We start from the raw sequence: 19,277 nt of genomic DNA, 5'->3' as shown, positions 1-19,277 counted from the left end.
CGCTGCGCGACGTTCAGGACTTCAACTATGCTTTGAAAAAACCGCCTTCCCACCCTTTGGGGGTCACCGATGGTCGAGCTCTCCCCGCTTCGGCAGGACTTTGTCTGGGGTACCGCCACCTCGGCGTACCAGATCGAAGGCGCTGTCGACGCCGACGGCCGGCTGCCGTCGATCTGGGACACGTTCTGCCGGGTTCCCGGCGCGATCGACAACGGTGACACCGGCGACGTGGCCTGCGACTCCTACCACCGCTGGCCCGAGGACCTCGCCCTGATCAAGCAGCTCGGCGTCGACGCGTACCGGTTCTCGATCGCCTGGCCGCGGGTGATCCCGACCGGTTCCGGCGCGGTCAACGAAGCCGGTCTGGCGTACTACGACCGGATGGTCGACGACTTGCTTGCCGAAGGCATCAAGCCGTTCGTCACCTTGTACCACTGGGATCTGCCGCAGGCGCTGCAGGATCTCGGCGGCTGGGACAACCGCGACACGGCGTACCGGTTCGCCGAGTACGCCGCAATCGTCGGCGCGAGACTCGGCGACCGCGTCCGCGACTGGGTGACGCTGAACGAGCCGCTCTGCTCGGCCTGGATCGGCCACTGGGAAGGCCGGATGGCGCCCGGTATCACCGACCCGGAGATCGCCGTGCGCGCGTCGTACAACCTGCTGCTCGCGCACGGGCTCGGCGTGCAGGCGCTGCGCGAGTCGTGCCCGGAGCCGCCGTCGGTGGGCCTGGTCGTGAACCTGAGCGGCTGCGAGCCGGCCAGCCAGAGTGCCGAGGACATCCGCGCGTCGCGGATCGCCGACGGGCACATCAACCGCTGGTGGCTCGACCCGACGTCGGGCCGCGGCTTCCCGGCCGACATGGTCGAGACGTACGGCGTGGAGCTGCCCGAGCAGCCCGGTGACCTCGACATCATCGCCGCGCCGACCGACTTCATCGGCCTGAACTACTACTTCCGCCAGATCATCAAGGCCGACGACACCGTGCCCGTCCTCGGCTTCAGCCAGGTCCCGGGCCCGAATCCCGAGCACACCATGCTCGACTGGGAGATCCACCCGGCCGGTCTGGAGGAGCTGATCCTGCGCCTGGCCAAGGAGTACGGCGCGGAGAAGATCTACATCACCGAGAACGGCTCGGCGTGGGTCGACCAGCCCGACGCGGACTTCAATGTCGACGACGCCCAGCGGACGGCGTACCTCGAAGGTCACCTGGCCGCGTGCGTCCGCGCCGTCCAGCAGGGCGCTCCGCTGGCCGGCTACTTCGCCTGGTCGCTGATGGACAACTTCGAGTGGGCCTACGGCTACGCCCCGCGCTTCGGCCTGGCCTACGTCGACTACCCGACCGGCAAGCGCGTGATGAAGACCAGCGGCAAGACGTACGCCGAACTGGTCAAGTCGCACCGCTCCTGAGTCGAAAGCGAAAGCCCTCCCGAGCCGGTGGCTCGGGAGGGCTTCGTCAGTTCTCGGTCAGAGGTTCCACTTCTGGTTGGCGCCGCCGCCGCAGGTCCAGATCTGCGTCGGAGTGGCGTTCGCCGAGTTGTTGCCGGTGACATCGAGACACTTGTTCGCCCGGGGGTTCACCAGGTCTTTCGCGCCGGAGTACACCCACTGCTGGGCCGCGTTGCCGTTGCAGGTGGCGATCTGGACCCGGGTGCCGTCGGCGGTGCCGGCGTTGGCGACGTCCAGGCACTTGCCGAGGGCACGGATCGTGCCGTCGCCCGGACGGGTCCACTTCTGGGCGTTGGTGCCGTTGCAGTCGTACAGCTGGACGGTCGTGCCGTCGGCCGCGTTCGCGCCGGCGACGTCCAGGCACTTGCCGGCCAGACCGGTGATCTGGCTGCCGGTGCCACCGCTGCTGCCGAGGGTCGAGACCCGGACGTAGTCGACGACCATCGACTGCGGCATCACGGTGCTGCCGTCGGGGTAGCCCGGCCAGTAGCCGCCGACCGCGACGTTCATGATCATGAAGAACGGGTGGTTGTAGACCCAGGTCTTGCCGCCGAGGTCGGCCGGCGTACGGCGCTGGTACTGGACGCCGTCGACGTACCAGGTGATCGAGTCCGGCGCCCAGTCGACCGTGTAGGTGTGGAAGTCGTTGCGGAACGGCTGGCCGTTGGGCGAGGTGTACGCCGCGCCGATGCCGTCCGCGCCCGAGTAGCCCGGGCCGTGGATCGTGCCGTGCACGATGTTCGGCTCGCGGCCGATGTTCTCCATGATGTCGATCTCGCCGTCGTTCGGCCAGTTGCCGCCGCCGAGCATCCAGAACGCCGGCCACACCCCTTGCGTACCGGGGATCTTGATCCGCGCCTCGAAGCGGCCGTAGGTCTGGGTGAACGTCTGCGCGGTGAGCAGCCGGGCCGAGGTGTACTCGCAGGTGCCGTAGTGGCACTGGAAGCCGCCGCTCTCACGGCGGGCGGTGATCACCAGGTTGCCGCCGCCGTCGAGCGCGGCGTTGCGGGTCGAGTTGGTGTAGTACTGCCGTTCGTTGTTCCCCCAGCCGCCGCCTCCGATGTCGAAGCGCCACTTGTTCTGGTCGGGGCCCTGGCCGGACGGGCCGTCGAAGTTGTCCTCCCAAATGGTGGCCTGCGGGGCCATCACCTGAGCGGCGGCGGTGTCGCCCGGCGTACGGGCGTCGGCGGGGGACTGGAGTACGGCGGTGCCGAGCAGAGCGGCGCCTGCGGCGAGCAGGGCGGCGGCCCGGAACCGGGAACGCGGGAACCTCATGCGTGCCTCATTTCTCGCGCGGCCGAACGGGGCGGTCCGGCCGTCGTGGGGGCGGGGGCGGGACGGAACGAGAGAGGGAATCGCTGGGAGGGAGCTTGCTGTGAGAACGTTCTCACGTCAAGACCACGCGTAAATACAAGGCGTGAAAAAAGTGGCGGCACGGCATTGACTCCGCTGCGCACCGATGGTTACCTGCTGATGACCACCAGTTGCGGCGCGGGCAGACGCCGGACCCGGGGTTTCCGTCCCACCCCTGTGAGCCCTTGAGCAAGAGGGAGATCCGCCCATGCCCCGCACCCTTCGTCGTGCCCGCCCCGGACGACGACGCCTGCTCCCCGCCCTGGCGGGATTCGCGGCCCTCTCGGTGGTCGCCACCGGTCTGAGCCTCGGCAACCCGCAGCCCGCGCACGCCGCCGGCGAGCAGGTCAACGTCTGGCTGACCACCACCAACGACGACGCCGGCCGCAACGTGACCCGCGGCCTGCAGCAGCAGGCGCCGGTGAACTTCGGCCCGGCCGGCGGCACCGCGAACCAGACCGTCACGGTCAACGAGAACACGACGTACCAGACCTTCGAAGGCGGTGGCGCGTCGTTCACCGACAGCGCCGCGTGGCTGCTGAACAGCAGCAACACGATCTCCGCCACCACCCGGAACCAGGTGATGAAGGACCTGTTCGACCCGGTCAACGGGATCGGCCTGGCCTTCACCCGCAACCCGATGGGCGCCTCGGACCTGGCCCGGTTCAACTACTCCTACGACGACACCTGCTGCGACCTGAACGACTTCAGCATCAACCACGACCTGGCCGACGTCGTACCGCTGACCAAGCAGGCCAAGCAGCTGAACCCGGCGCTGAAGGTCAAGGGTGCGCCGTGGAGCGCGCCGGCCTGGATGAAGGACAACAACAAGTTCACCAACCGCGGCTGGCTGAAGGCCGAGTACTACCCGCTCTACGCGCAGTACTTCGTGAAGTACGTGCAGCAGAACGCCGCCCAGGGTCTGAAGATCGACTACGTGTCGGTGCAGAACGAGCCGACCTGCTGCGGTACCGACGACACCGGCTACGCGTCGATGAACTGGAACGGCGCCGGCCTGCTCAACTTCACCAAGAACCACCTGCTGCCGGCGTTCCGGGCGGCCGGGATCACCACCAAGGTGCTGATCCTGGACTACAACTGGGGCAACTACAACGACCTCGGCTCGGTCCCGCTGGCCGACGCCGGCCTGCGCAACGACCCGCTGTTCGGCGGGATCGCCTGGCACGGGTACGGCGGTGACGTGAACCTGCAGACCACCGTGCACAACCAGTACCCGGCCGTGAACCACTACATGACCGAGCACTCGGGCGGCACCTGGATCCCGAACCAGCAGGTCGAGGACATGAACAACCTGATCGACTACACGCGCAACTGGTCGAAGTCGTGGGTGAAGTGGAGCCTCGGCCAGGACCAGAACATGCTTCCGTACGTCGGTGCCGGCTGCAACGTGTGCACCGGGCTGGTCACCATCCAGCGTGGTGGGTCGCGGGCCGGGCAGGTCGACAAGACCGTCGAGTACTACACGATGGGCCACCTGACGAAGTTCGTGAAGCCGGGTGCCGCGCGGATCGAGTCGACCGCCAACTCCGCGGTGAAGAACGTCGCGTGGAAGAACCCGGACGGGTCGAAGGCGCTGATCGCGTTCAACACCACCGGCAGCTCGCAGTCGGTGCGGGTGAACTGGGGTTCGCAGTCCTTCGTCTACACGCTGCCGACCAAGACCTCGGCGACCTTCACCTGGTCGGGGACGCAGAGCGGCGGCGGTGGGACCGGCGGTCAGATCACCGGGCTCGCAGGGAAGTGCATCGACGTCGCCGGCGCGAACTCGGCCGACGGCACCGCCGTACAGCTCTACGACTGCAACGGGTCGAACGCTCAGCAGTGGACGCGTCCTGGTGACGGCACGGTGCGTGCGCTCGGCAAGTGCCTGGACGTCGCGAGTGGGGGAGTCGCGGACGGGTCTCGGGTGCAGCTCTACTCGTGCAACGGATCGGCTGCTCAGCAGTGGACGTACACGAGCGGGAAGGATCTGGTGAACCCCCAGGCGAACAAGTGCCTGGATGTCACCGGCAACAACTCCGCCAACGCGACGCCGCTGCAGATCTGGTCCTGCACCGGGGCGGCCAACCAGAAGTGGAACGCCTAGCCCTCCAGTCGTGGGGTCCGCACGGGGACCCCGCCCCAGACCGACCGCGCCCGCGCCCCCGGGCCGCGGTCGGTCTGTGTGTTTGTTGACCCTCCGGTCGCCGGAGGGTGCAGAGTTTGCGGCATGACGGCTTCAGTGACCATCGGGGAGTTCTCCCGGCTCACACATCTGAGCGTGAAAACGCTGCACCACTACCACGACATCGAACTGCTCGCGCCCGCGGCGATCGACCCGAGCTCCGGCTATCGCCGGTACGAGATCACGCAGGTGCCGACCGCCCAGCTGATCCGCCGGCTGCGCGAGCTGCAGATGCCGCTCGCGCAGGTCCGCGAGGTGATCGAGGCTCCCGACATCGCCACTCGCGACCAGGCGCTCCGCCTTCACCTCGACCAGATGGAACGCGAGCTGATCCGCACGCAGGAAGTCGTCGCGTCGCTCCGCTCGATGCTCACCTTGTCGCCGATGGAGTTGGCCGTCGAGTACCGCTTCGTCCCCGCCTTCCGCGCGTACGCCGTCACCGACCGCGTGCACCGGGACCAGATCGACGTGTGGTGCGGTACGACGTTCGGCCGGCTCGGCGCGATCGCCGGCGAGCTCGGGATCACGGCGACCGCCGGAGCGACGTACAGCGACGAGTTCTTCACCGATGACGTCGGCGAGGTCGTTGCCTTCCTGCCCGTGACGCCCGGGCAAGCGCCGTACGAGGGTGTGGAGCTTGTCGATCTTCCGGCGGGCTTCTTCGCGGTGACCGTGCACGCCGGGCCGTTCACCGACTTCGACCGCACGTACGGCGCGCTCGGTAGCCACGTCGCCGAGCACTGCGCGGTCGCGGCCGGGCCGATCCGTGAGCTGTACGTCGTCGGCCCGGGCGACACCGACGATCCGACCACCTACCAGACCGAGATCTGCTGGCCGATCCAGCGAATCCCCACGAAAGGTTGAACCCATGCCCGTCACCTTCGAGCAGCTCGCCGTCGACTGCGCCGACGTCCAGGCCCAGGCCGCCTTCTGGGCCCAGGTCTTCCAGACCGAGGTCGATGCCGGCGGCAACGAGTTCATGGCCACCGTCAACCGCGCCGCGACCGGCGGCCCGGCGATGATGTTCCTCCAGGTCCCGGAGAAGCCGACCGGCGTCAAGAACCGCCTCCACCTCGACCTCGGCAGCACCGACTGGGCCGCCGACGTCGACCGCCTGGTCGCCCTCGGCGCCAAGCGCGAGGCCGAGTTCACCGAGTACGGCGTCCACTGGATCACCCTCGCCGACCCCGAAGGCAACGTCTTCGACCTCGCCGAAGCGCACTAGTCCGCACCGCTCATCCGCTTGCGTCCGAAGAAACTCCCTGCGTCCGAAGAAGCCGAGGGTATAGGCCACTCCTCTTCGGACGCAGGGGATTTCTTCGGACGGTTCGATCAGTCCATCTGGTCGAGGTGCGCCTCGAGCGCATCCAACCGGCCGCGCCACAGGTCGCGATACGGCTCCAGCCAGGCGTCGATCTCGGCCAGCGGCGCCGGCCGCAGCCGGTACCACCGCCGCTGCGCGTCCTGCCGAACCTCCACCAGCCCGGCGTCCCGCAACACCTTCAGATGCTTCGACACCGCCGGCTGACTCAGCTCGAGCGCATCCACCAGTTCCCCCACCGGCCGCTCCCCGCCCCGCAACAGATCGAGGATCTCCCGCCGCCGCGGCTCAGCAAGCACCTCGAACGTAGTTGCCATAAGAGGAATATACGCCCGCTGACCAGCCCCGCCGCATCACCTTGCCGCGCCGGTAGTCGACCCGGCGAGCAGACGAGTCGCTCGGGCTCGGCACGGTGTTCGTCGGGTGATCCGGAACCGCGCCGTGCGACCGTCTGACGCGTGGCCGCCGCATCCGGCGGGCGGCGGCCACGCGGGTGCCTGCGCGCTGTACGCCGGAGCGCCGACGGCTTGCGGGTGAACATCCACCACTCAGCAACCCCGCCGAGCAGCGGAAGGTCAGGCGTGCGGTGTCTGCGCAGGCGGATGGTGAGGGGCTTTGGTGAGTGCTGCATGTCCGCCGATACGAGCTGGGTGGTGGATCGCCGAGCCTCCGCCCGTCAGCTTCGCCGCCCGAGGTTCGCCCGCCCGGGGGCCACGGGCGCCGCCGGTATCACCTCCGCGGCAGGCTGCCCGACGTGCTGGCCCGCTCGCTCCTGTTGCTGCACGCTTGTGCCACGCCGCCGCCTCCGCCTCCGCCTCCGCCTCCGCGTCCGCCTCCGCCTCTGCCTCCGCCTCTGCCTCCGCCTCTGCCTCCGCCTCCGCCTCCGCCTCCGCCGAGCATTGCCACCGCCCTCGCGACCTTCCTCGCGTCAGCCCCGCTGCGTCAGCACGTCCGCGTCGGCATCGGCATACCGTCTGTCTGTCAAGGTCGCCGGTGACGCGGCGGGTAACGCCGTGCGTGGCCGGCGCCGTCAGCCGCCGGAAGGATTGGAGGGCAGGTCGTCCGTTCCAGCGACCGGCGCTGGGTGGGGCCTGGCGGGGGTGGTCTGCGGCGCCGCAGATCACCCCACCCCACGTCCCCGGCGCCACACCACAACCCCAGCCCGCACCCAACCGAAATCAGTTGGCGCGGGCCTGCGTACGCGGGAGATACGCCCGGTTGTCGGGATCGGCTTCGCGAGATATGCCCGTTGCCGGGATCGGTTGCGCGGCGTCTCGTCGCGGGTGTCATTCGCGTGGGGCAGATGGGTGGTCCGCCGTGACCTGGCTGTCTGGTGCCAGGTGGTCTCACGCTGCCGGGGCGTGGCCGGTGTCGTCGCTGCGCGTCGGGCGAGGTCTGGCGCTGGTTTCGGTGCGGTCGCCATCGCCGTGTGCGTGAATTTGACCCACTCGGGGCGGTCGGCTGGGCGGTGGGCTTGTCGCGGGCGTCATCCGCGTGGGGCAGATTGGTAGTCGGTGGCAACCTGGCTGCCTGGGGCCGGATGGGCGCGCCGCCGAGGCGCGGCCGATGTCGCTGTGCGTCTGGCGTGGTCCGGCGCTTCATTGGGTGCCTTGCCAACGGCGTGTGTGTGAGTTCGATCCAGTCGCGGGGTCGGTTGGGTGGTGGGTTTGTCGCGGGCGTCACTCGCGTGGGTAGTTGGTCTGCGAGAGCGTGCCCAGTTGGCGGTGGATGTCGGGTGGCGTGGGTTGGGCGGCTTCGTCATTGAGTCGGCGCGGTGGATGGTTGGGTGCGGTGGGAGCTTCGCTCGGGGTCGGTCGCGCGGTGGTGCGTGGGGCGAGCGGCCGTGGTCTGAAGTGGCCGAACCACCGGTTGTCCTGCCAGGTCGGCGCCTTGGCGTGCATGGCGGCGACGTGCAGCACCGTTCAACCGGGTCCTCGGGTGCATCGCGGAGGCTGGGGCCGCGTGGCGGGAGCGGGGTTGGAGGGCGTTGGTGGGTGGTGGGCGTCGGGCGAACTGCGCAAGGCCGGCAAGGATCCGCGGCCGGAGCTCGGCCCGGATCCAGCTGGCGCATGTACGTCGTCGGCTCAGGCGTACGGGTCGGTGATTTCTCGGAGGGTGGTGAGGGTTTGGCGGAGTTGGGTGGTGCGGGTGGGGCCTAGGTGGGTGGTCCACTCGGCTTCGACCTCGGCGACGGCGGCTGCGGCGATGGGGATGGTTCGGTGGCCTCGGGGGGCGATGTGGACGAGGCGGGCGCGGGCGTCGGTGGGGTCGGGGGTGCGGTGGACGTAGCCGGCGCGTTCCAGCTGGTCGACGAGGAAGCCGGCGGTTTGTTTGGTGACCTGGGCCTGCTCGGCGAGTTCGGTGAGGCGGGTGCCGGTGGGGCCGATGCGTTGGAAGATGCGGGCCTGGGCGGGGGTGAAGTCGTCGTACCCGGCGGCCGCGAGGGCTTCGAAGACGCGGGTTTCGAGGGCACGGTAGGGGATGAACAGCAGCAACCCCAGATTCAGCTCGTCCGGCATGCCGACATCTTGACTGGTAGTCAGAGAGGCTGTCTAATTTGGTCAGAGAGGCTTACCAGTTGAGGAGGGTCGTGTGCGTACTGAGGAGATCTGGCGGTATGTCGACGCGGAGCGGGCGAGCCTGGCCGAGCTTCTGGCCAGTCTGACTCCTGCGCAGTGGAAGACCGCCTCGACCTGCCCGGGGTGGACGGTGCAGGACGTCGCCGCGCACGTGATCTCCTCGCCGCAGGCGAAGGTGCTGCCGGTGATCACCGGGATGGCGCGGGCGCGTGGTGACTTCAACCGGTTCGTGTTCGACGAGGCCCGGCGGGCCGGCGCGTTGTACTCGCCCGCGGAGATCGTTGCCCAGTACCACCAGTACGCCGGCTCGCGGCGTCATCCGCTCGGGACTGTCCCGGCCGATCCGTTGCTGGATGTCCTCATCCACGGGCAGGACATCGCCGTACCGCTGGGGATCACGCGTTCGATGCCGCCTGAAGCCGCGCGGGCCGCGGCCGAGCGGATCTGGGCGAAGTCGTTCCCGTTCAAGGCGCGCAAGCGACTGGCCGGCGTACGACTTGTTGCTACTGACATCGAATGGTCGGCCGGTGAGGGTGAAGAGCTGCGCGGGCCGATCGCGTTGCTGCTGCAACTCTTGACCGGGCGTACGTACGTCACCGCCCAGCTCAAGTGAGGAACTCGGTGTACTGCGGGTCGTTCAGGAGCTTCGCGGTGAGCGGTACGCCGGAGTCGCGGTCGAACGGGTCGTTGTCGTGGGCGTTGCCGATGAGCAGGGCGTGGACCGCGCGATAGGTCAGCAGGTCGGCGGCGTCGTAGCCCAGGCGGACGATCATCGCGGCGTCGAAGTCGGCCTCGATCGCGCGGGTGTCCGGTGACCAGAGCGCGTAGAGCGCGGCAGCGCTGGCGGCGTCGAAGACCGGATCGCCGGCCATGCTCAACAGGCCGAAGTCGAGCACGCTGATTGGCCGGAGCTGGTCGTCGACGAGGATGTTGCCGGCGGTGACGTCGCCGTGCACGAGCTGGGTGGCTTGCGCTGGTGCGATCGCGTGTAGACGTTGCTGTAGGCAATCGAACTTGGTGTCGAACTTGTCGACGAGGCGGTCGAGCTGATCCCGGTACGTGGCCACGCGCCGGGTGAGAAGAGCGGAGAGCGCGTCGAGCCAGGCTGTGCTGCTCTGGCGCCACCGCTGCGTGACGGCCGGATCACGATCGCGGCCGAGTTCATCGGCGAGTCCATCGACCTGCTCGGGCGGCAGGGACCGCCAGCGGCGGAAGGGCTCGGGTTCGTCGAGGACGGTCATGGCGAAGAGGGCCGTCGGGGCGGGGACGGTGGCGAGCTCGGCCAGGACGTCGATCACGCAGTCGCGGGCTGCGTGCCACGCGGTGGTGCCGAACTCGGGAGCGAGCTCGTGCAGCGGGCGGCCGGGGAGTTCGGCCTCGATGGTGACGAGCCAGCGGGGGCCTTGGTGGATCTCGAGGATCTCCGGGGTGTGGAAGGGGAGCTGCAGTTCGGCGTACAGGTTCTGGAGGCGTTCGAGCTCGGCGCGAGGTGCGTGGAACCAGACCTTCGCGATGCGGTGATCGCCGAGGCGGAAGACGGCGCCCTGCATGCCGATCGCGAGCGGTTCGGGGTGCTGGTGACCGAGGGTGCGGACGTGCTCGGGGATGAGGTCGTCGGTGTACTGCACCCGGGTGAGCCTAGGCGGCTTCGCGCCCGGTGCCGACCGGATTTCAGGTGAAGTCGGCGGGGAAGGTGGCGGTGAGGGCATCGTGGATCAGCGTGGGGAGGTGCTGCTTTCCATCGGTGCGGGCCCAGTGAACCAGCGCGATGTGAGTGGCGCCCAGACAGGCGCCGGAGATGGCGCGGGTCTGGAACTCCTGATCGGGGTCGGGGTCGTCGCCGCAGAGGGCGGTGACGATGGCGTCCTGGGTGGCGTACTGGTTGTCGAGGTGCCGGGCTCGGAGGGCGGGCACCTCGACCATCAGTTGCAGGCGGGCGAGCAACAGGTCCCGGTGGTCGGGAGTGGTGGCGGCGTTCGCGGTCTGGATCAGCGCGTGGCCGATCCGGCGTACGAGGGGATCGTCGGCGGGGCTGTGGGAGAGGGCCTCGATGCTGACCGGCGTGTACTCGTCCCAGATCACCAGGTCCTCCTTGGTGGGGAAGTGCCGGTACACGGTCATTGCGGAGACGCCGGCCGCTTCGGCGATCGCGTTCATCGTGGTCTGGTCGTAGCCGTCGCGCTGGAACAGCCGGAGTGCTTGACGCTGCAGCAGCTGCCGGGTCTCGGCCTTGCGGCGTTCGCGAAGACTTGACATGTGGTAGACAGTATCAAAGTGTTAGTAACTACCACTTGAGGGGATTCGATGAACCGGAGAGTCGCGTTGGTGACGGGAGCGTCGCGGGGGATCGGGCGGGCGGTGGCTGAGCGGCTGGCGGCGGACGGTCTGCGGGTCTTCGTGCACTACAACGGGCATGAAGCCAAGGCGAAGGAGACGGTCGCGCTGATCGAGCAAGCCGGTGGTACGGCGGTCGCTGTGCAGGCTGAGCTCGGCAGTGACGGGGGTGTGCGGGAGTTGGTCGATGCCGTTCGGACGGCGTCCGGTGGTCGGCTGGATGTGCTGGTCAACAACGCGGCGGCGTTGCCGGCGGGGCCGATGGAGGCGGATACGCCGGAGCGGTTCGACCGGTTGTTCACGGTGAACGTCAAGGCGCCGTACTTCCTGGTCCAGCAGGCGCTGCCGTTGCTGGTCGACGGTGGGCGGATCATCAACGTGTCGTCGGTCGCGACCCGGATGGCGAATCCGACGCAGACGTCGTTCGCGATGACCAAGGGCGCCCTGGAGGTGATGACCCGCACGCTTGCTCAAGAGCTGGGCGCCCGGGGGATCACGGTCAACGCCGTCGCTCCCGGCGCGACGCGCACCGCAGACAACGCCGAGGCGTTCACCGGCCTCGCGGACTTCATCACCAACCTCACCGCGCTCGGCCGACTCGGCCAGGCCGGCGACGTCGCCGAGGTGATTGCCTGGCTGGCCTCCGACCAGTCCCGCTGGGTGACCGGCCAGATCATCGACGCCAGCGGAGGCCTGCACCTCGGGCCCAAGGTGGCGTAGCTGTCCGCGGTGGCTAGCTGGTGAGGTAGGTCGCGATCGCCAGACTGCGGCGGTTGTAGGTGGGGTCGTCGTGCAGGGCGAGTTTGTCGAAGATGGCGTAGACGTGTTTCTCGACGGCGCTCTGGGAGATGAAGAGCTTGTTGGCGATGCCCCGGTTGTTGTGGCCTTCGGCCATCGTGGCGAGGACTTCGTGTTCGCGCGGGGTGAGTGTGCTGAGCGGGTCGGTGTGCGTGGTGCGGGCCAGGAGCTGACGGACGACGTCGGGGTCGAAGGCGACGCCGCCGCTGCCGACGCGCTCCAGCGCTTCGAGGAACTCCTCGACGCGCATGACGCGGTCCTTGAGCAGATAGCCGAAGCCCTCTTGGCCGGAGGTGATGAGCTGAGTGGCGTAGGACTTCTCGACGTACTGGGACAGGACGAGGACGCCGACCTCCGGCCACTCGGTGCGGATGGTGAGGGCGGCGCGCAGGCCCTCGTCGGTGTGGGTGGGTGGCATCCGGACGTCGACCACGACGATGTCCGGTGCCTGGCCGGCCTCGACGGCGGCCCGGACGGCGGCGACCAGAGAGTCGCCGTCGCCGACCGCGGCGGGGACCTCGTGGCCTTCTTCTTCGAGTAGTAGCACCAGCCCGTGGCGCAGCAGGGTCGTGTCGTCGGCCAGCATCACGCGCATGGCAACTCCGCTCGGATCGTGGTGGGCCCGCCGGGTGGGCTGTCGATGACGAAGCTGCCGTCGTACGCCGCGACGCGGCCGGCCAGGCCGGTGAGTCCGCGCCCGTCGGGGTCGGCGCCGCCGTGGCCGTCGTCGGTGACGGTGACGACGACCGCGGTCGTCTCCGTCGGCGGGGTGAACCCGAACGGCGCCGCCGGAACCGCCGCCTGGACGGTGATCCTGATGCGCTGGGCGCCCGAGTGCTTGGTGGCGTTCGTCAGAGCTTCGGAGATGACGAAGTACACAGCCGTTTCGATCGGTGCCGGTGGCCGGACGGGAAGGTCGTACGTCAGCGTGACCGGGATGGCCGAGCGTTCGGCCAGCAGGCTGACCACGTCGTGCAGGCCCAACTGGTCGAGCACGGTCGGGTAGACGCGCCAGGCGACGTCGCGCAGGTCGGCCAGTGCCTGCTCGGATTCGTCGTGGGCCTGGCGGACCAGGTCGGCCGCACGCGCTGGATCGCGCGACCGGCGGGCGCGGCTCAGCAGCAGGCCCAGCGCGACCAGGCGTTGCTGGACGCCGTCGTGCAGGTCGCGCTCGATCCGGCGGCGTTCGTCGTTGACCACCTGGACGACCTCGGCCCGGCTCAGGGTGAGCTCGGAGACTCGGCGGGCCAGCACGTCCTCGGCGGACGGGGTCAGGTGGTGGCGGGCCAGCGCGACGTCGAGCTGGCTGACGCCGGCGATGCCCATCACGTTCAGGTAGAGCAGCACCAGGCCTGGGATCGCGGCGACGGCGACCGTCGCCGAACTGACCGCGCCGCCGTCCTCCTCGATGAATCCCCAGGTGCCGCCGACGACCCACGCCGACAGCATCGACCCGGTGACGATCAGGCCGAAGACGAGCAGCAGGATCACCAGTCCGCCGAGCAGGCCGAGCGGCCAGCGGCGGGCGACGTACCCGAAGGCCTGGTGGTCGGAGTACGGCCCGAGGTCGCCGACGTCGTGGAACCGGGCGAGGCGGCGGCGCTCGAGGGTGACGAGTTGCCCAGCGCAACGATGGGTGAACCGGATCACCGCCGGGCGTGACCGGGGGACCGCCACGATCGGGATCAGGCCGAGTGCGAAGACCAGGAGAAAAACCAGCTCGGCCAGGGCCAGTAAGGCGCCGAGCGTGACGCCCGCAAGGACCCGCGCGCTTCGCCCGGGCAGCGTGCTGTGCCCGAACGGCTTGGCGGGACGCGCGTCGATGGCCTGCATGCGCACAAGGCTAGTGGGCACAGGGCGAGCGGAGACTGTGGTTTTCCACAGTTCTGTACTGTGGAAAAGCCGAGAAATTCCGACGGTCGACCACAGGGCGCGAGTACGGTTCGCGGACCTAGCGTCGACGCCATGAACTCGACGAACCAGGTGATGATGACCGCGCTGCAAGCGACGCAGGAACCAACCGGTGGGGTGGCCGGGTGGGCCATCGACATGATGGAGAAGCTGGGGGCTCCGGGCGCGGGCCTCGCGGTGGCGCTGGAGAACCTGTTCCCGCCGCTGCCCAGCGAGGTGATCCTGCCGCTGGCGGGGTTCGCCGCCAACCGCGGTGATCTCGGGCTGATCAGCGCCATCGTGTTCACCACGCTCGGCTCGGTCGTCGGCGCGCTCGCGCTGTACGGCGTCGGCGCGGTGCTCGGCCGCGACCGGACCAGGGCGCTGGCGGCCAGGCTGCCGCTGATGAAGATCGAGGACGTCGACAAGGCCGAGCAGTGGTTCGCCCGGCACGGGTCCAAGGCGGTGCTGATCGGGCGGGTGGTCCCGGTGGTGCGCAGCCTGATCTCGGTGCCGGCCGGGGTGGAGCGGATGTCGGTGCCGCTGTTCCTCGGGCTGACCGCGTTCGGCAGCCTGGTGTGGAACTCGGCGCTGATCATCGCGGGCTACGCGCTCGGCGAGAAGTGGCACGTGGTCGAGTCGTCGGTCGGCGTCTTCCAGTACGTCGTGATCGCCGCCGCGGTGATTGCGGTGGCCTGGTTCGTCGTTGTCAAGGTGAAGGCGAATCGTTCGGATCCTGAGAAAGTCAAGTAGGCCGCTCGACTTTGGTTACGCTCGGGACCTCACTGCCGAACCGCTGGAGATCCCCGATGCCCTCAGTCGCTTTCGAACCGCGCGTCGTTCCCGATCCGCCGGCGTGGCCGCAGTCGGTGGTCACCGTCGTCGGCAATCCGCGCGCCGGGTCCCGGACGGCCGCCGCCGCGGCGTCCGTCGCGGAACTGCTCAGCTCCGAGCTCGGTACGCCGTACCGGCTGGACGACCTGGTCGATCTGGTGACGTTCGCACCGGCGATCTTCCAGGGCGACGCGGCCACGGACGAGCAGCGCGCCGCGCTGGAGAACGCGATCGACCTGGTGTCGTCGGCGTCGCTGGTGGTGCTGGCGACGCCGGTCTACAAGGGGAGCTACACGGGACTGCTGAAGAGCTTCCTCGACGTCCTGCGGCCGGAGGCGCTGGCCGGGGCGGTGGTCGTGCCGGTGACAGTGTCGGCGGCGCCTTCGCACAAGCTGCTCGCCGATCACCATCTGCGGCCGGTGCTGAACGAGTTGGGGGCCACCGTGCCGGTGCCGGGGGTGATCCTCGAGGAGCGGGATCTCGAGGATCTGCAGGTGGTGCTGTCGACGTGGATCCGGCAGCACGCGGGCATCGTCCAGGCGACGACGATCGCGCTGCAGCCGATCGCGGAGCCGACGCCGGCGCAGCACTAGCTAGAGCACCGGGCGGGACGAGCGGCCGGTTGCGGCGCCGGTCATCTCGGCGTCGAAGGTGGCCTGGGCGACCTCCATCGCCTCGGCGTACTGGGGGTCCGACATCCGGGCGCCGACTTCTTCGGCAGGGACGTCCTCGATGTGCGAGACGACCCACCAGATGTTGCCCCAGGGGTCGCGGATGCGGCCGCCGCGGTCGCCCCAGGCGGCGGTGGAGAGTTCGGTGACCACCCGGGCGCCCGACTCGACTGCGCGGGTGAAGGTCTCGTCGGCGTCGGGGACGAAGATGCGGAGCAGCGAGGGCATCGCGGGCCACTCCGGGCGACGGTCGAAGGCCAGCAGGACGGTGTCGCCGACGCGGATCTCGGCGTGACCGATGAGGCCGTCCTCGGTCTCGATCCGGGCCAGCTCCTCGCCGTCGAAGACCTTGCTGACGAAGGCGAGGAGGGCGGCGGTGTCGTCGGTGACGACCCAGGGCGCGAGGGTGGTGTAGCCCGCGGGGGTGTTGGGCGTCGGGCTGGTGCTGAGCGTCATCAGATGGTCCTAACGAAGAAGAGGAGAGCCTTGCGGTGAGCAAGACTCTCCTCCTGGTAGCGGCCAGGTTCTGGCCTCTACTCAGTCCGGACGGGAAGTGGTTTCCGCAGGACTGGTGCGGAGTACGCCGGTCGCCGGGACCAGGGTCGACAGATAGGTGAGCAGAGCGGCGGCGCCGACGATGATCAGGTAGATCGACCACGGACCGTGCGGTATCGCCGAGCCGGACACCTTGGCGCTGAAGGGCAGCAGAGTCGCTGCAGCGACGACGGAGCCGAGCAGGACACCGGTCAAGGTGACCAAAGTGCTCTCCGTGGTGAGCATCCGGAGCACCTGGCTGCGGGTCGAGCCGGTCAGCCGCTGCAGCGCGAACTCACGCCGCCGTCGGATCGTCGACGAAGCCAACGTGTTCACGACCGAGACCGCGGTGTAGCCGATCAGCAAACCGACCAGCAGGTAGTTCACCCACGCCTGGGTCTGCGCGTCGGCCTTGTTGTCCTCGATCAGCGCTTCCCGACCGGCCACGTGTACGCCGGGGTGCGCGGCGGCGACCTCAGCCAGCGCCGGAGCCGGGTTCGCGCCGGGGGAGTAGCGCACGAGCAGCTGCGGCGCCAGCCGCTCGGTCGTGTGCTTGGCGAGCAGCTCGGCCGGCAGGACCAGGCTCTCGTAGCCACGCTCGGCGTCGAAGGTCGCGACCACCCGCAGGTCGACGGGTACGCCGTCGCCCAGGGTCAGCTTGACGGTCGAGCCGATGCCCTCGCCGGTCTTCTCGACCATCCGGTCCGGTACGGCGATCGTCCGACCGGTGAGGGCTTCGAGGGATCCCGAGGTGACGCGGACCGGCGCCGGGCCGTTGCCGTCCTGGGCGCTGACGCCGACCAGGGGAGCGCCGTCCTCGGCGAAGGGAGCCTTCCGCGGTGCGTCGACGGCGCCGAGGCTCGTCACGTACGACGAAGCGCCAGCGACACCCGGGACCTTGCGCACGTCGTTCAGCAGGGACGCCGGGAGTCCGGTGCCGGCCGTGGAGACGAGGACCGCGTCGGCCTTGAGGTCCTTGGTGAAGGCCTGCTCGGACGCGTGCACCTGAGTGGTCTGCATGTAGAGGTTGGCGGTGGAGATCCCGACGGCGAGCATCACCGGCATCACCGCGGCGGACATCGCCACTGAACGGGCCGACACGTTGACGATCGCGAGCCGGCCGTTGACCTTGCTGACGGCGTACAGGGGCCAGCGGATCAGGGCGAGCGTGAGCTTGGTCCAGAACGGGCCGAGCAGCGCGATGCCGATCGCCCAGCACAGCACGGACGGGCCGGCAGTGGCCGCGGCGAGCGGGCCGGTCATCACGGTGGCGGTGACGATCATCAGCGCGATCGCGCCGCCGAGCGACAGGACGCCGAGGATCAGACGGGTCCAGGTGAACCACTTGCGCTGCAGGCCGGCCTCGACGAGCGCCTCGACCGGCTTGATCCGGGCGGACTTGCGGGCGGCGATGAGGGCCGCGCCGACCGCGGCCAGGACGGCAGCGCCCGCGCCGGCGGCGAACGGGATCAGGCCCTGGTGGAACTCGACGTACGGCGAGGCGACGCCGTGCTCGGCGAGCTGGTCGAACAGGAACCGGCCGAGCAGGAAGCCGGGGACGACGCCGATCAGCACCGCGGGGATCGAGACGAGCAGGGACTCGCCGAGGATCATCTTGCGGACCTGACCGGGCGTGGTGCCGATGCTGCGGAGCAGGGCGAACTCGCGTTCGCGGTGCTGCGCGGCCAGGGCGAGCGTGGAGGCGACGACGAACATCATCGTCAGGGTGGCGATGCCGCCGAACGAACCGGCGACGGCGATCAGCGCTTCCTGGAACTGCGCGGCGTCCGGGTGCTCGGCCAGGCCGCGGTCGGCGCCGGTCCGGATGGTGAGGTCACCGGACAGGTCCTCGATCGCGTCCTTCACCGTGCCGATGTCCTTGCCGGGGGCAACCAGTACGGCGAGGGAGGTGAAGGTGCCGGGGGTGGCGGCCAGGCGGGTCGCCTCCGCGGAGGAGAAGAAGGTGTGACCGGCGGGGCCGTCAGCGACGCCGCGGACGGTGTAGGTGCTGGGTTCACCGTTGGTCAGCAGGGTGATGCGAGAACCGACCTGAAGGTTGGTGGCGCGAGCCGTCGAGCTGTCGAGGACGACATCGCCAGGAGCTGCGGGCGGCGTACCGGACAGCAGCTTGTACGGCGCGAGGCGGGCGGAGGTCCAGGAGTGACCTTCGGCCTGCACAAAGCTGTTGGCGGTTCGAAGGGGTGCCGGGAAGGTGAGGTCGCCGACCACCTCGGTGACTCCGTCGATGGCGCGGAGCTTGGTCGCCGTCTCGGCGGGGACACCGGTCTGTTCGGTCAGCGGGGTGGCGTCTTCGCGGCCGGGGCGCAGGTGGGAGTCGGGGCCGGTGACGATCAGGTCGGCGGCCGCCAGACGGGTGGCGGGGACGTTGGAGCGGATGCCGGTTTCCATCAGGCCGCCGCAGGCCAGGACGATGGCGGTGCCGAAGACGACCGCGACGAAGGTGGCGACGAAGCCGCCCTTGCGGAAGCGCAGAGTGCGGACGGCGAGTTTCATCATCGTGCGACCGCCAGGTTGCGGGCGCGGGCGCCGAGGTGGGTGAGGCGTTCGGCGACCTGCTCGGCCGTGGGCGCGACCAGGCTGCCGGCCAGCTGGCCGTCGGCGAGGAAGACGACCTGGTCGGCGTACGACGCGGCGACCGGGTCGTGGGTGACCATGACGACGGTCTGGCCCTGGCTGCGGACCGGCTCGCGGAGCAGTTCGAGGACGTCGGCGGCGGTCTGTGTGTCGAGCGCGCCGGTCGGCTCGTCGGCGAAGATCACCGCGGGCCGCGCGACCAGCGCGCGGGCGATGGCGACGCGCTGCTGCTGACCGCCGGACAGTTCGCCCGGGCGGTGCTTGTGCCGGTCCGCGAGACCGACCCGCTCGAGCACCTCGGCGACGGCGGCGCGATTCGTCCGCCGTCCGTCGAGCTCCTGCGGCAGCGTGACGTTCTGCCAGACGGTCAGCGCGGGCAGCAGGTTGAACGACTGGAAGACGAACCCGATCCGCTCGCGGCGCAGCTCGGTCAGCCGGCGCTCGCTCAGCCCGGCCAGCGGCTGGTCGTCGATCGCCACGGTCCCGGACGTCGGCCGGTCGAGCCCGGCGGCGCAGTGCAGGAAGGTGCTCTTGCCGGACCCGGACGGACCCATCACCGCGGTGAAGGTGCCCCGGGCGAAGCTGATGCTGATGCCGTCCAGCGCGACGACCGCGCCGGCGCCCTTGCCGTAGACCCGGCGGACGTCGTTCAGCACGACGGAGTTCGACGTTCTCTCGACTGATTCCTGCTTGCGCTTCATGACTGGAACGCTACGAAGATCCAGCCGTCCGCC

The 19,277-nt window shown here is 69.4% G+C and carries 18 protein-coding genes; 8 read left to right on the top strand and 10 right to left on the bottom strand.

The genetic code is table 11. The features are described from left to right. Positions 1 to 69: 69 nt before the first annotated feature. Positions 70 to 1,410: a GH1 family beta-glucosidase gene (locus ABD235_RS28215; RefSeq protein ID WP_344179607.1), complete on the top strand. Its 1,341-nt coding sequence runs from the start codon at positions 70 to 72 to the stop codon at positions 1,408 to 1,410. Positions 1,411 to 1,467: 57 nt separating this feature from the next. Here the strand turns inward: ABD235_RS28215 and ABD235_RS28210 are convergent, their stop codons facing one another. Beyond that, on the bottom strand, positions 1,468 to 2,724 hold the full coding sequence (locus ABD235_RS28210; RefSeq protein WP_344179605.1) for a family 16 glycosylhydrolase: 1,257 nt from the start codon (positions 2,722 to 2,724) through the stop codon (positions 1,468 to 1,470). Between the two features lie 286 nt (positions 2,725 to 3,010). On the opposite strand from ABD235_RS28210, the gene ABD235_RS28205 reads away from it, so the two are divergent. The 3 genes from ABD235_RS28205 to ABD235_RS28195 all read left to right on the top strand — a co-directional run bounded on the left by ABD235_RS28205 (position 3,011) and on the right by ABD235_RS28195 (position 6,212). After that, positions 3,011 to 4,909, top strand: a complete 1,899-nt coding sequence (locus ABD235_RS28205) for a ricin-type beta-trefoil lectin domain protein (protein ID WP_344179603.1) — start codon at positions 3,011 to 3,013, stop codon at positions 4,907 to 4,909. A 123-nt stretch (positions 4,910 to 5,032) separates the two neighbouring features. Continuing rightward, positions 5,033 to 5,851: a MerR family transcriptional regulator gene (locus ABD235_RS28200; RefSeq protein WP_344179602.1), complete on the top strand. Its 819-nt coding sequence runs from the start codon at positions 5,033 to 5,035 to the stop codon at positions 5,849 to 5,851. Between the two features lie 4 nt (positions 5,852 to 5,855). Continuing rightward, a complete protein-coding gene (locus ABD235_RS28195; protein WP_344179600.1) occupies positions 5,856 to 6,212 on the top strand; it encodes a VOC family protein in 357 nt (118 codons plus the stop codon). Between the two features lie 107 nt (positions 6,213 to 6,319). On the opposite strand, the gene ABD235_RS28190 is transcribed toward ABD235_RS28195, so the two are convergent. Next, positions 6,320 to 6,625, bottom strand: coding sequence for an ArsR/SmtB family transcription factor (locus ABD235_RS28190; protein ID WP_344179598.1), 306 nt, complete (start codon positions 6,623 to 6,625; stop codon positions 6,320 to 6,322). A 1,767-nt stretch (positions 6,626 to 8,392) separates the two neighbouring features. Then, on the bottom strand, positions 8,393 to 8,827 hold the full coding sequence (locus ABD235_RS28185) for a MarR family winged helix-turn-helix transcriptional regulator (RefSeq protein WP_344179595.1): 435 nt from the start codon (positions 8,825 to 8,827) through the stop codon (positions 8,393 to 8,395). 73 nt (positions 8,828 to 8,900) lie between these two features. Here ABD235_RS28185 and ABD235_RS28180 point away from each other — a divergent pair, with 73 nt between their 5' ends. After that, a complete protein-coding gene (locus ABD235_RS28180) occupies positions 8,901 to 9,500 on the top strand; it encodes a maleylpyruvate isomerase family mycothiol-dependent enzyme (protein WP_344179593.1) in 600 nt (199 codons plus the stop codon). Here the strand turns inward: ABD235_RS28180 and ABD235_RS28175 are convergent. Together ABD235_RS28175 and ABD235_RS28170 are read right to left on the bottom strand one after the other, a co-directional pair. Further along, entirely contained in the window at positions 9,493 to 10,515 is a 1,023-nt protein-coding gene (locus ABD235_RS28175; protein ID WP_344179591.1) for a phosphotransferase family protein, read from the bottom strand. The two genes, ABD235_RS28180 and ABD235_RS28175, sit on opposite strands and share 8 nt — an antisense overlap. A 43-nt stretch (positions 10,516 to 10,558) precedes the next feature. Beyond that, positions 10,559 to 11,143: a TetR/AcrR family transcriptional regulator gene (locus tag ABD235_RS28170; RefSeq protein WP_344179589.1), complete on the bottom strand. Its 585-nt coding sequence runs from the start codon at positions 11,141 to 11,143 to the stop codon at positions 10,559 to 10,561. A gap of 48 nt (positions 11,144 to 11,191) precedes the next feature. Here ABD235_RS28170 and ABD235_RS28165 point away from each other — a divergent pair, with 48 nt between their 5' ends. Further along, the gene (locus ABD235_RS28165; protein WP_344179587.1) at positions 11,192 to 11,941 is read left to right on the top strand and encodes an SDR family oxidoreductase; all 750 of its coding nucleotides are present in this window, start codon (positions 11,192 to 11,194) and stop codon (positions 11,939 to 11,941) included. A gap of 13 nt (positions 11,942 to 11,954) precedes the next feature. Here ABD235_RS28165 and ABD235_RS28160 read toward each other — a convergent pair whose 3' ends face one another. Further along, positions 11,955 to 12,614 carry a LuxR C-terminal-related transcriptional regulator gene (locus ABD235_RS28160; RefSeq protein ID WP_344179584.1) on the bottom strand — a complete coding sequence of 220 codons (660 nt, stop codon included), beginning with the start codon at positions 12,612 to 12,614 and terminating at the stop codon, positions 11,955 to 11,957. Then, positions 12,605 to 13,852: a sensor histidine kinase gene (locus tag ABD235_RS28155; RefSeq protein WP_344179581.1), complete on the bottom strand. Its 1,248-nt coding sequence runs from the start codon at positions 13,850 to 13,852 to the stop codon at positions 12,605 to 12,607. Before ABD235_RS28155 ends, ABD235_RS28160 begins: the two co-directional genes overlap by 10 nt. A 132-nt stretch (positions 13,853 to 13,984) precedes the next feature. On the opposite strand from ABD235_RS28155, the gene ABD235_RS28150 reads away from it, so the two are divergent. Then, on the top strand, positions 13,985 to 14,662 hold the full coding sequence (locus ABD235_RS28150) for a DedA family protein (protein WP_344179579.1): 678 nt from the start codon (positions 13,985 to 13,987) through the stop codon (positions 14,660 to 14,662). A gap of 56 nt (positions 14,663 to 14,718) precedes the next feature. Then, positions 14,719 to 15,336, top strand: a complete 618-nt coding sequence (locus tag ABD235_RS28145; RefSeq protein ID WP_344179578.1) for an NADPH-dependent FMN reductase — start codon at positions 14,719 to 14,721, stop codon at positions 15,334 to 15,336. Here ABD235_RS28145 and ABD235_RS28140 read toward each other — a convergent pair whose 3' ends face one another. The 3 genes from ABD235_RS28140 to ABD235_RS28130 form a co-directional block, all read right to left on the bottom strand. Then, positions 15,337 to 15,870: a VOC family protein gene (locus ABD235_RS28140; protein WP_344179576.1), complete on the bottom strand. Its 534-nt coding sequence runs from the start codon at positions 15,868 to 15,870 to the stop codon at positions 15,337 to 15,339. It lies immediately after the preceding gene. An 81-nt stretch (positions 15,871 to 15,951) separates the two neighbouring features. Beyond that, a complete protein-coding gene (locus ABD235_RS28135) occupies positions 15,952 to 18,465 on the bottom strand; it encodes an FtsX-like permease family protein (protein WP_344179574.1) in 2,514 nt (837 codons plus the stop codon). Then, complete coding sequence (locus tag ABD235_RS28130; protein ID WP_344179572.1) at positions 18,462 to 19,244, bottom strand: ABC transporter ATP-binding protein; 783 nt, start codon at positions 19,242 to 19,244, stop codon at positions 18,462 to 18,464. The genes ABD235_RS28135 and ABD235_RS28130 overlap by 4 nt, the downstream gene beginning before the upstream one ends. Positions 19,245 to 19,277 lie beyond the last annotated feature (33 nt).

The organism is Kribbella lupini, from assembly GCF_039529595.1.
In the GTDB taxonomy this organism is placed as follows: domain Bacteria; phylum Actinomycetota; class Actinomycetes; order Propionibacteriales; family Kribbellaceae; genus Kribbella; species Kribbella lupini.
Note: the sequence above shows the minus strand (reverse complement) of the source record. Positions and strands in the feature narration are given on the sequence as shown.

Excerpts from the sequence above, each read along its gene's own strand:
- ABD235_RS28215 (WP_344179607.1), top strand. The coding sequence starts at position 70 with ATGGTCGAGCTCTCCCCGCTTCGGCAGGACTTTGTCTGGGGTACCGCC.
- ABD235_RS28210 (WP_344179605.1), bottom strand. The coding sequence starts at position 2,724 with ATGAGGTTCCCGCGTTCCCGGTTCCGGGCCGCCGCCCTGCTCGCCGCA.
- ABD235_RS28205 (WP_344179603.1), top strand. The coding sequence starts at position 3,011 with ATGCCCCGCACCCTTCGTCGTGCCCGCCCCGGACGACGACGCCTGCTC.
- ABD235_RS28200 (WP_344179602.1), top strand. The coding sequence starts at position 5,033 with ATGACGGCTTCAGTGACCATCGGGGAGTTCTCCCGGCTCACACATCTG.
- ABD235_RS28195 (WP_344179600.1), top strand. The coding sequence starts at position 5,856 with ATGCCCGTCACCTTCGAGCAGCTCGCCGTCGACTGCGCCGACGTCCAG.
- ABD235_RS28190 (WP_344179598.1), bottom strand. The coding sequence starts at position 6,625 with ATGGCAACTACGTTCGAGGTGCTTGCTGAGCCGCGGCGGCGGGAGATC.
- ABD235_RS28185 (WP_344179595.1), bottom strand. The coding sequence starts at position 8,827 with ATGCCGGACGAGCTGAATCTGGGGTTGCTGCTGTTCATCCCCTACCGT.
- ABD235_RS28170 (WP_344179589.1), bottom strand. The coding sequence starts at position 11,143 with ATGTCAAGTCTTCGCGAACGCCGCAAGGCCGAGACCCGGCAGCTGCTG.
- ABD235_RS28165 (WP_344179587.1), top strand. The coding sequence starts at position 11,192 with ATGAACCGGAGAGTCGCGTTGGTGACGGGAGCGTCGCGGGGGATCGGG.
- ABD235_RS28160 (WP_344179584.1), bottom strand. The coding sequence starts at position 12,614 with ATGCGCGTGATGCTGGCCGACGACACGACCCTGCTGCGCCACGGGCTG.
- ABD235_RS28155 (WP_344179581.1), bottom strand. The coding sequence starts at position 13,852 with ATGCAGGCCATCGACGCGCGTCCCGCCAAGCCGTTCGGGCACAGCACG.
- ABD235_RS28150 (WP_344179579.1), top strand. The coding sequence starts at position 13,985 with ATGAACTCGACGAACCAGGTGATGATGACCGCGCTGCAAGCGACGCAG.
- ABD235_RS28145 (WP_344179578.1), top strand. The coding sequence starts at position 14,719 with ATGCCCTCAGTCGCTTTCGAACCGCGCGTCGTTCCCGATCCGCCGGCG.
- ABD235_RS28140 (WP_344179576.1), bottom strand. The coding sequence starts at position 15,870 with ATGACGCTCAGCACCAGCCCGACGCCCAACACCCCCGCGGGCTACACC.
- ABD235_RS28135 (WP_344179574.1), bottom strand. The coding sequence starts at position 18,465 with ATGATGAAACTCGCCGTCCGCACTCTGCGCTTCCGCAAGGGCGGCTTC.
- ABD235_RS28130 (WP_344179572.1), bottom strand. The coding sequence starts at position 19,244 with ATGAAGCGCAAGCAGGAATCAGTCGAGAGAACGTCGAACTCCGTCGTG.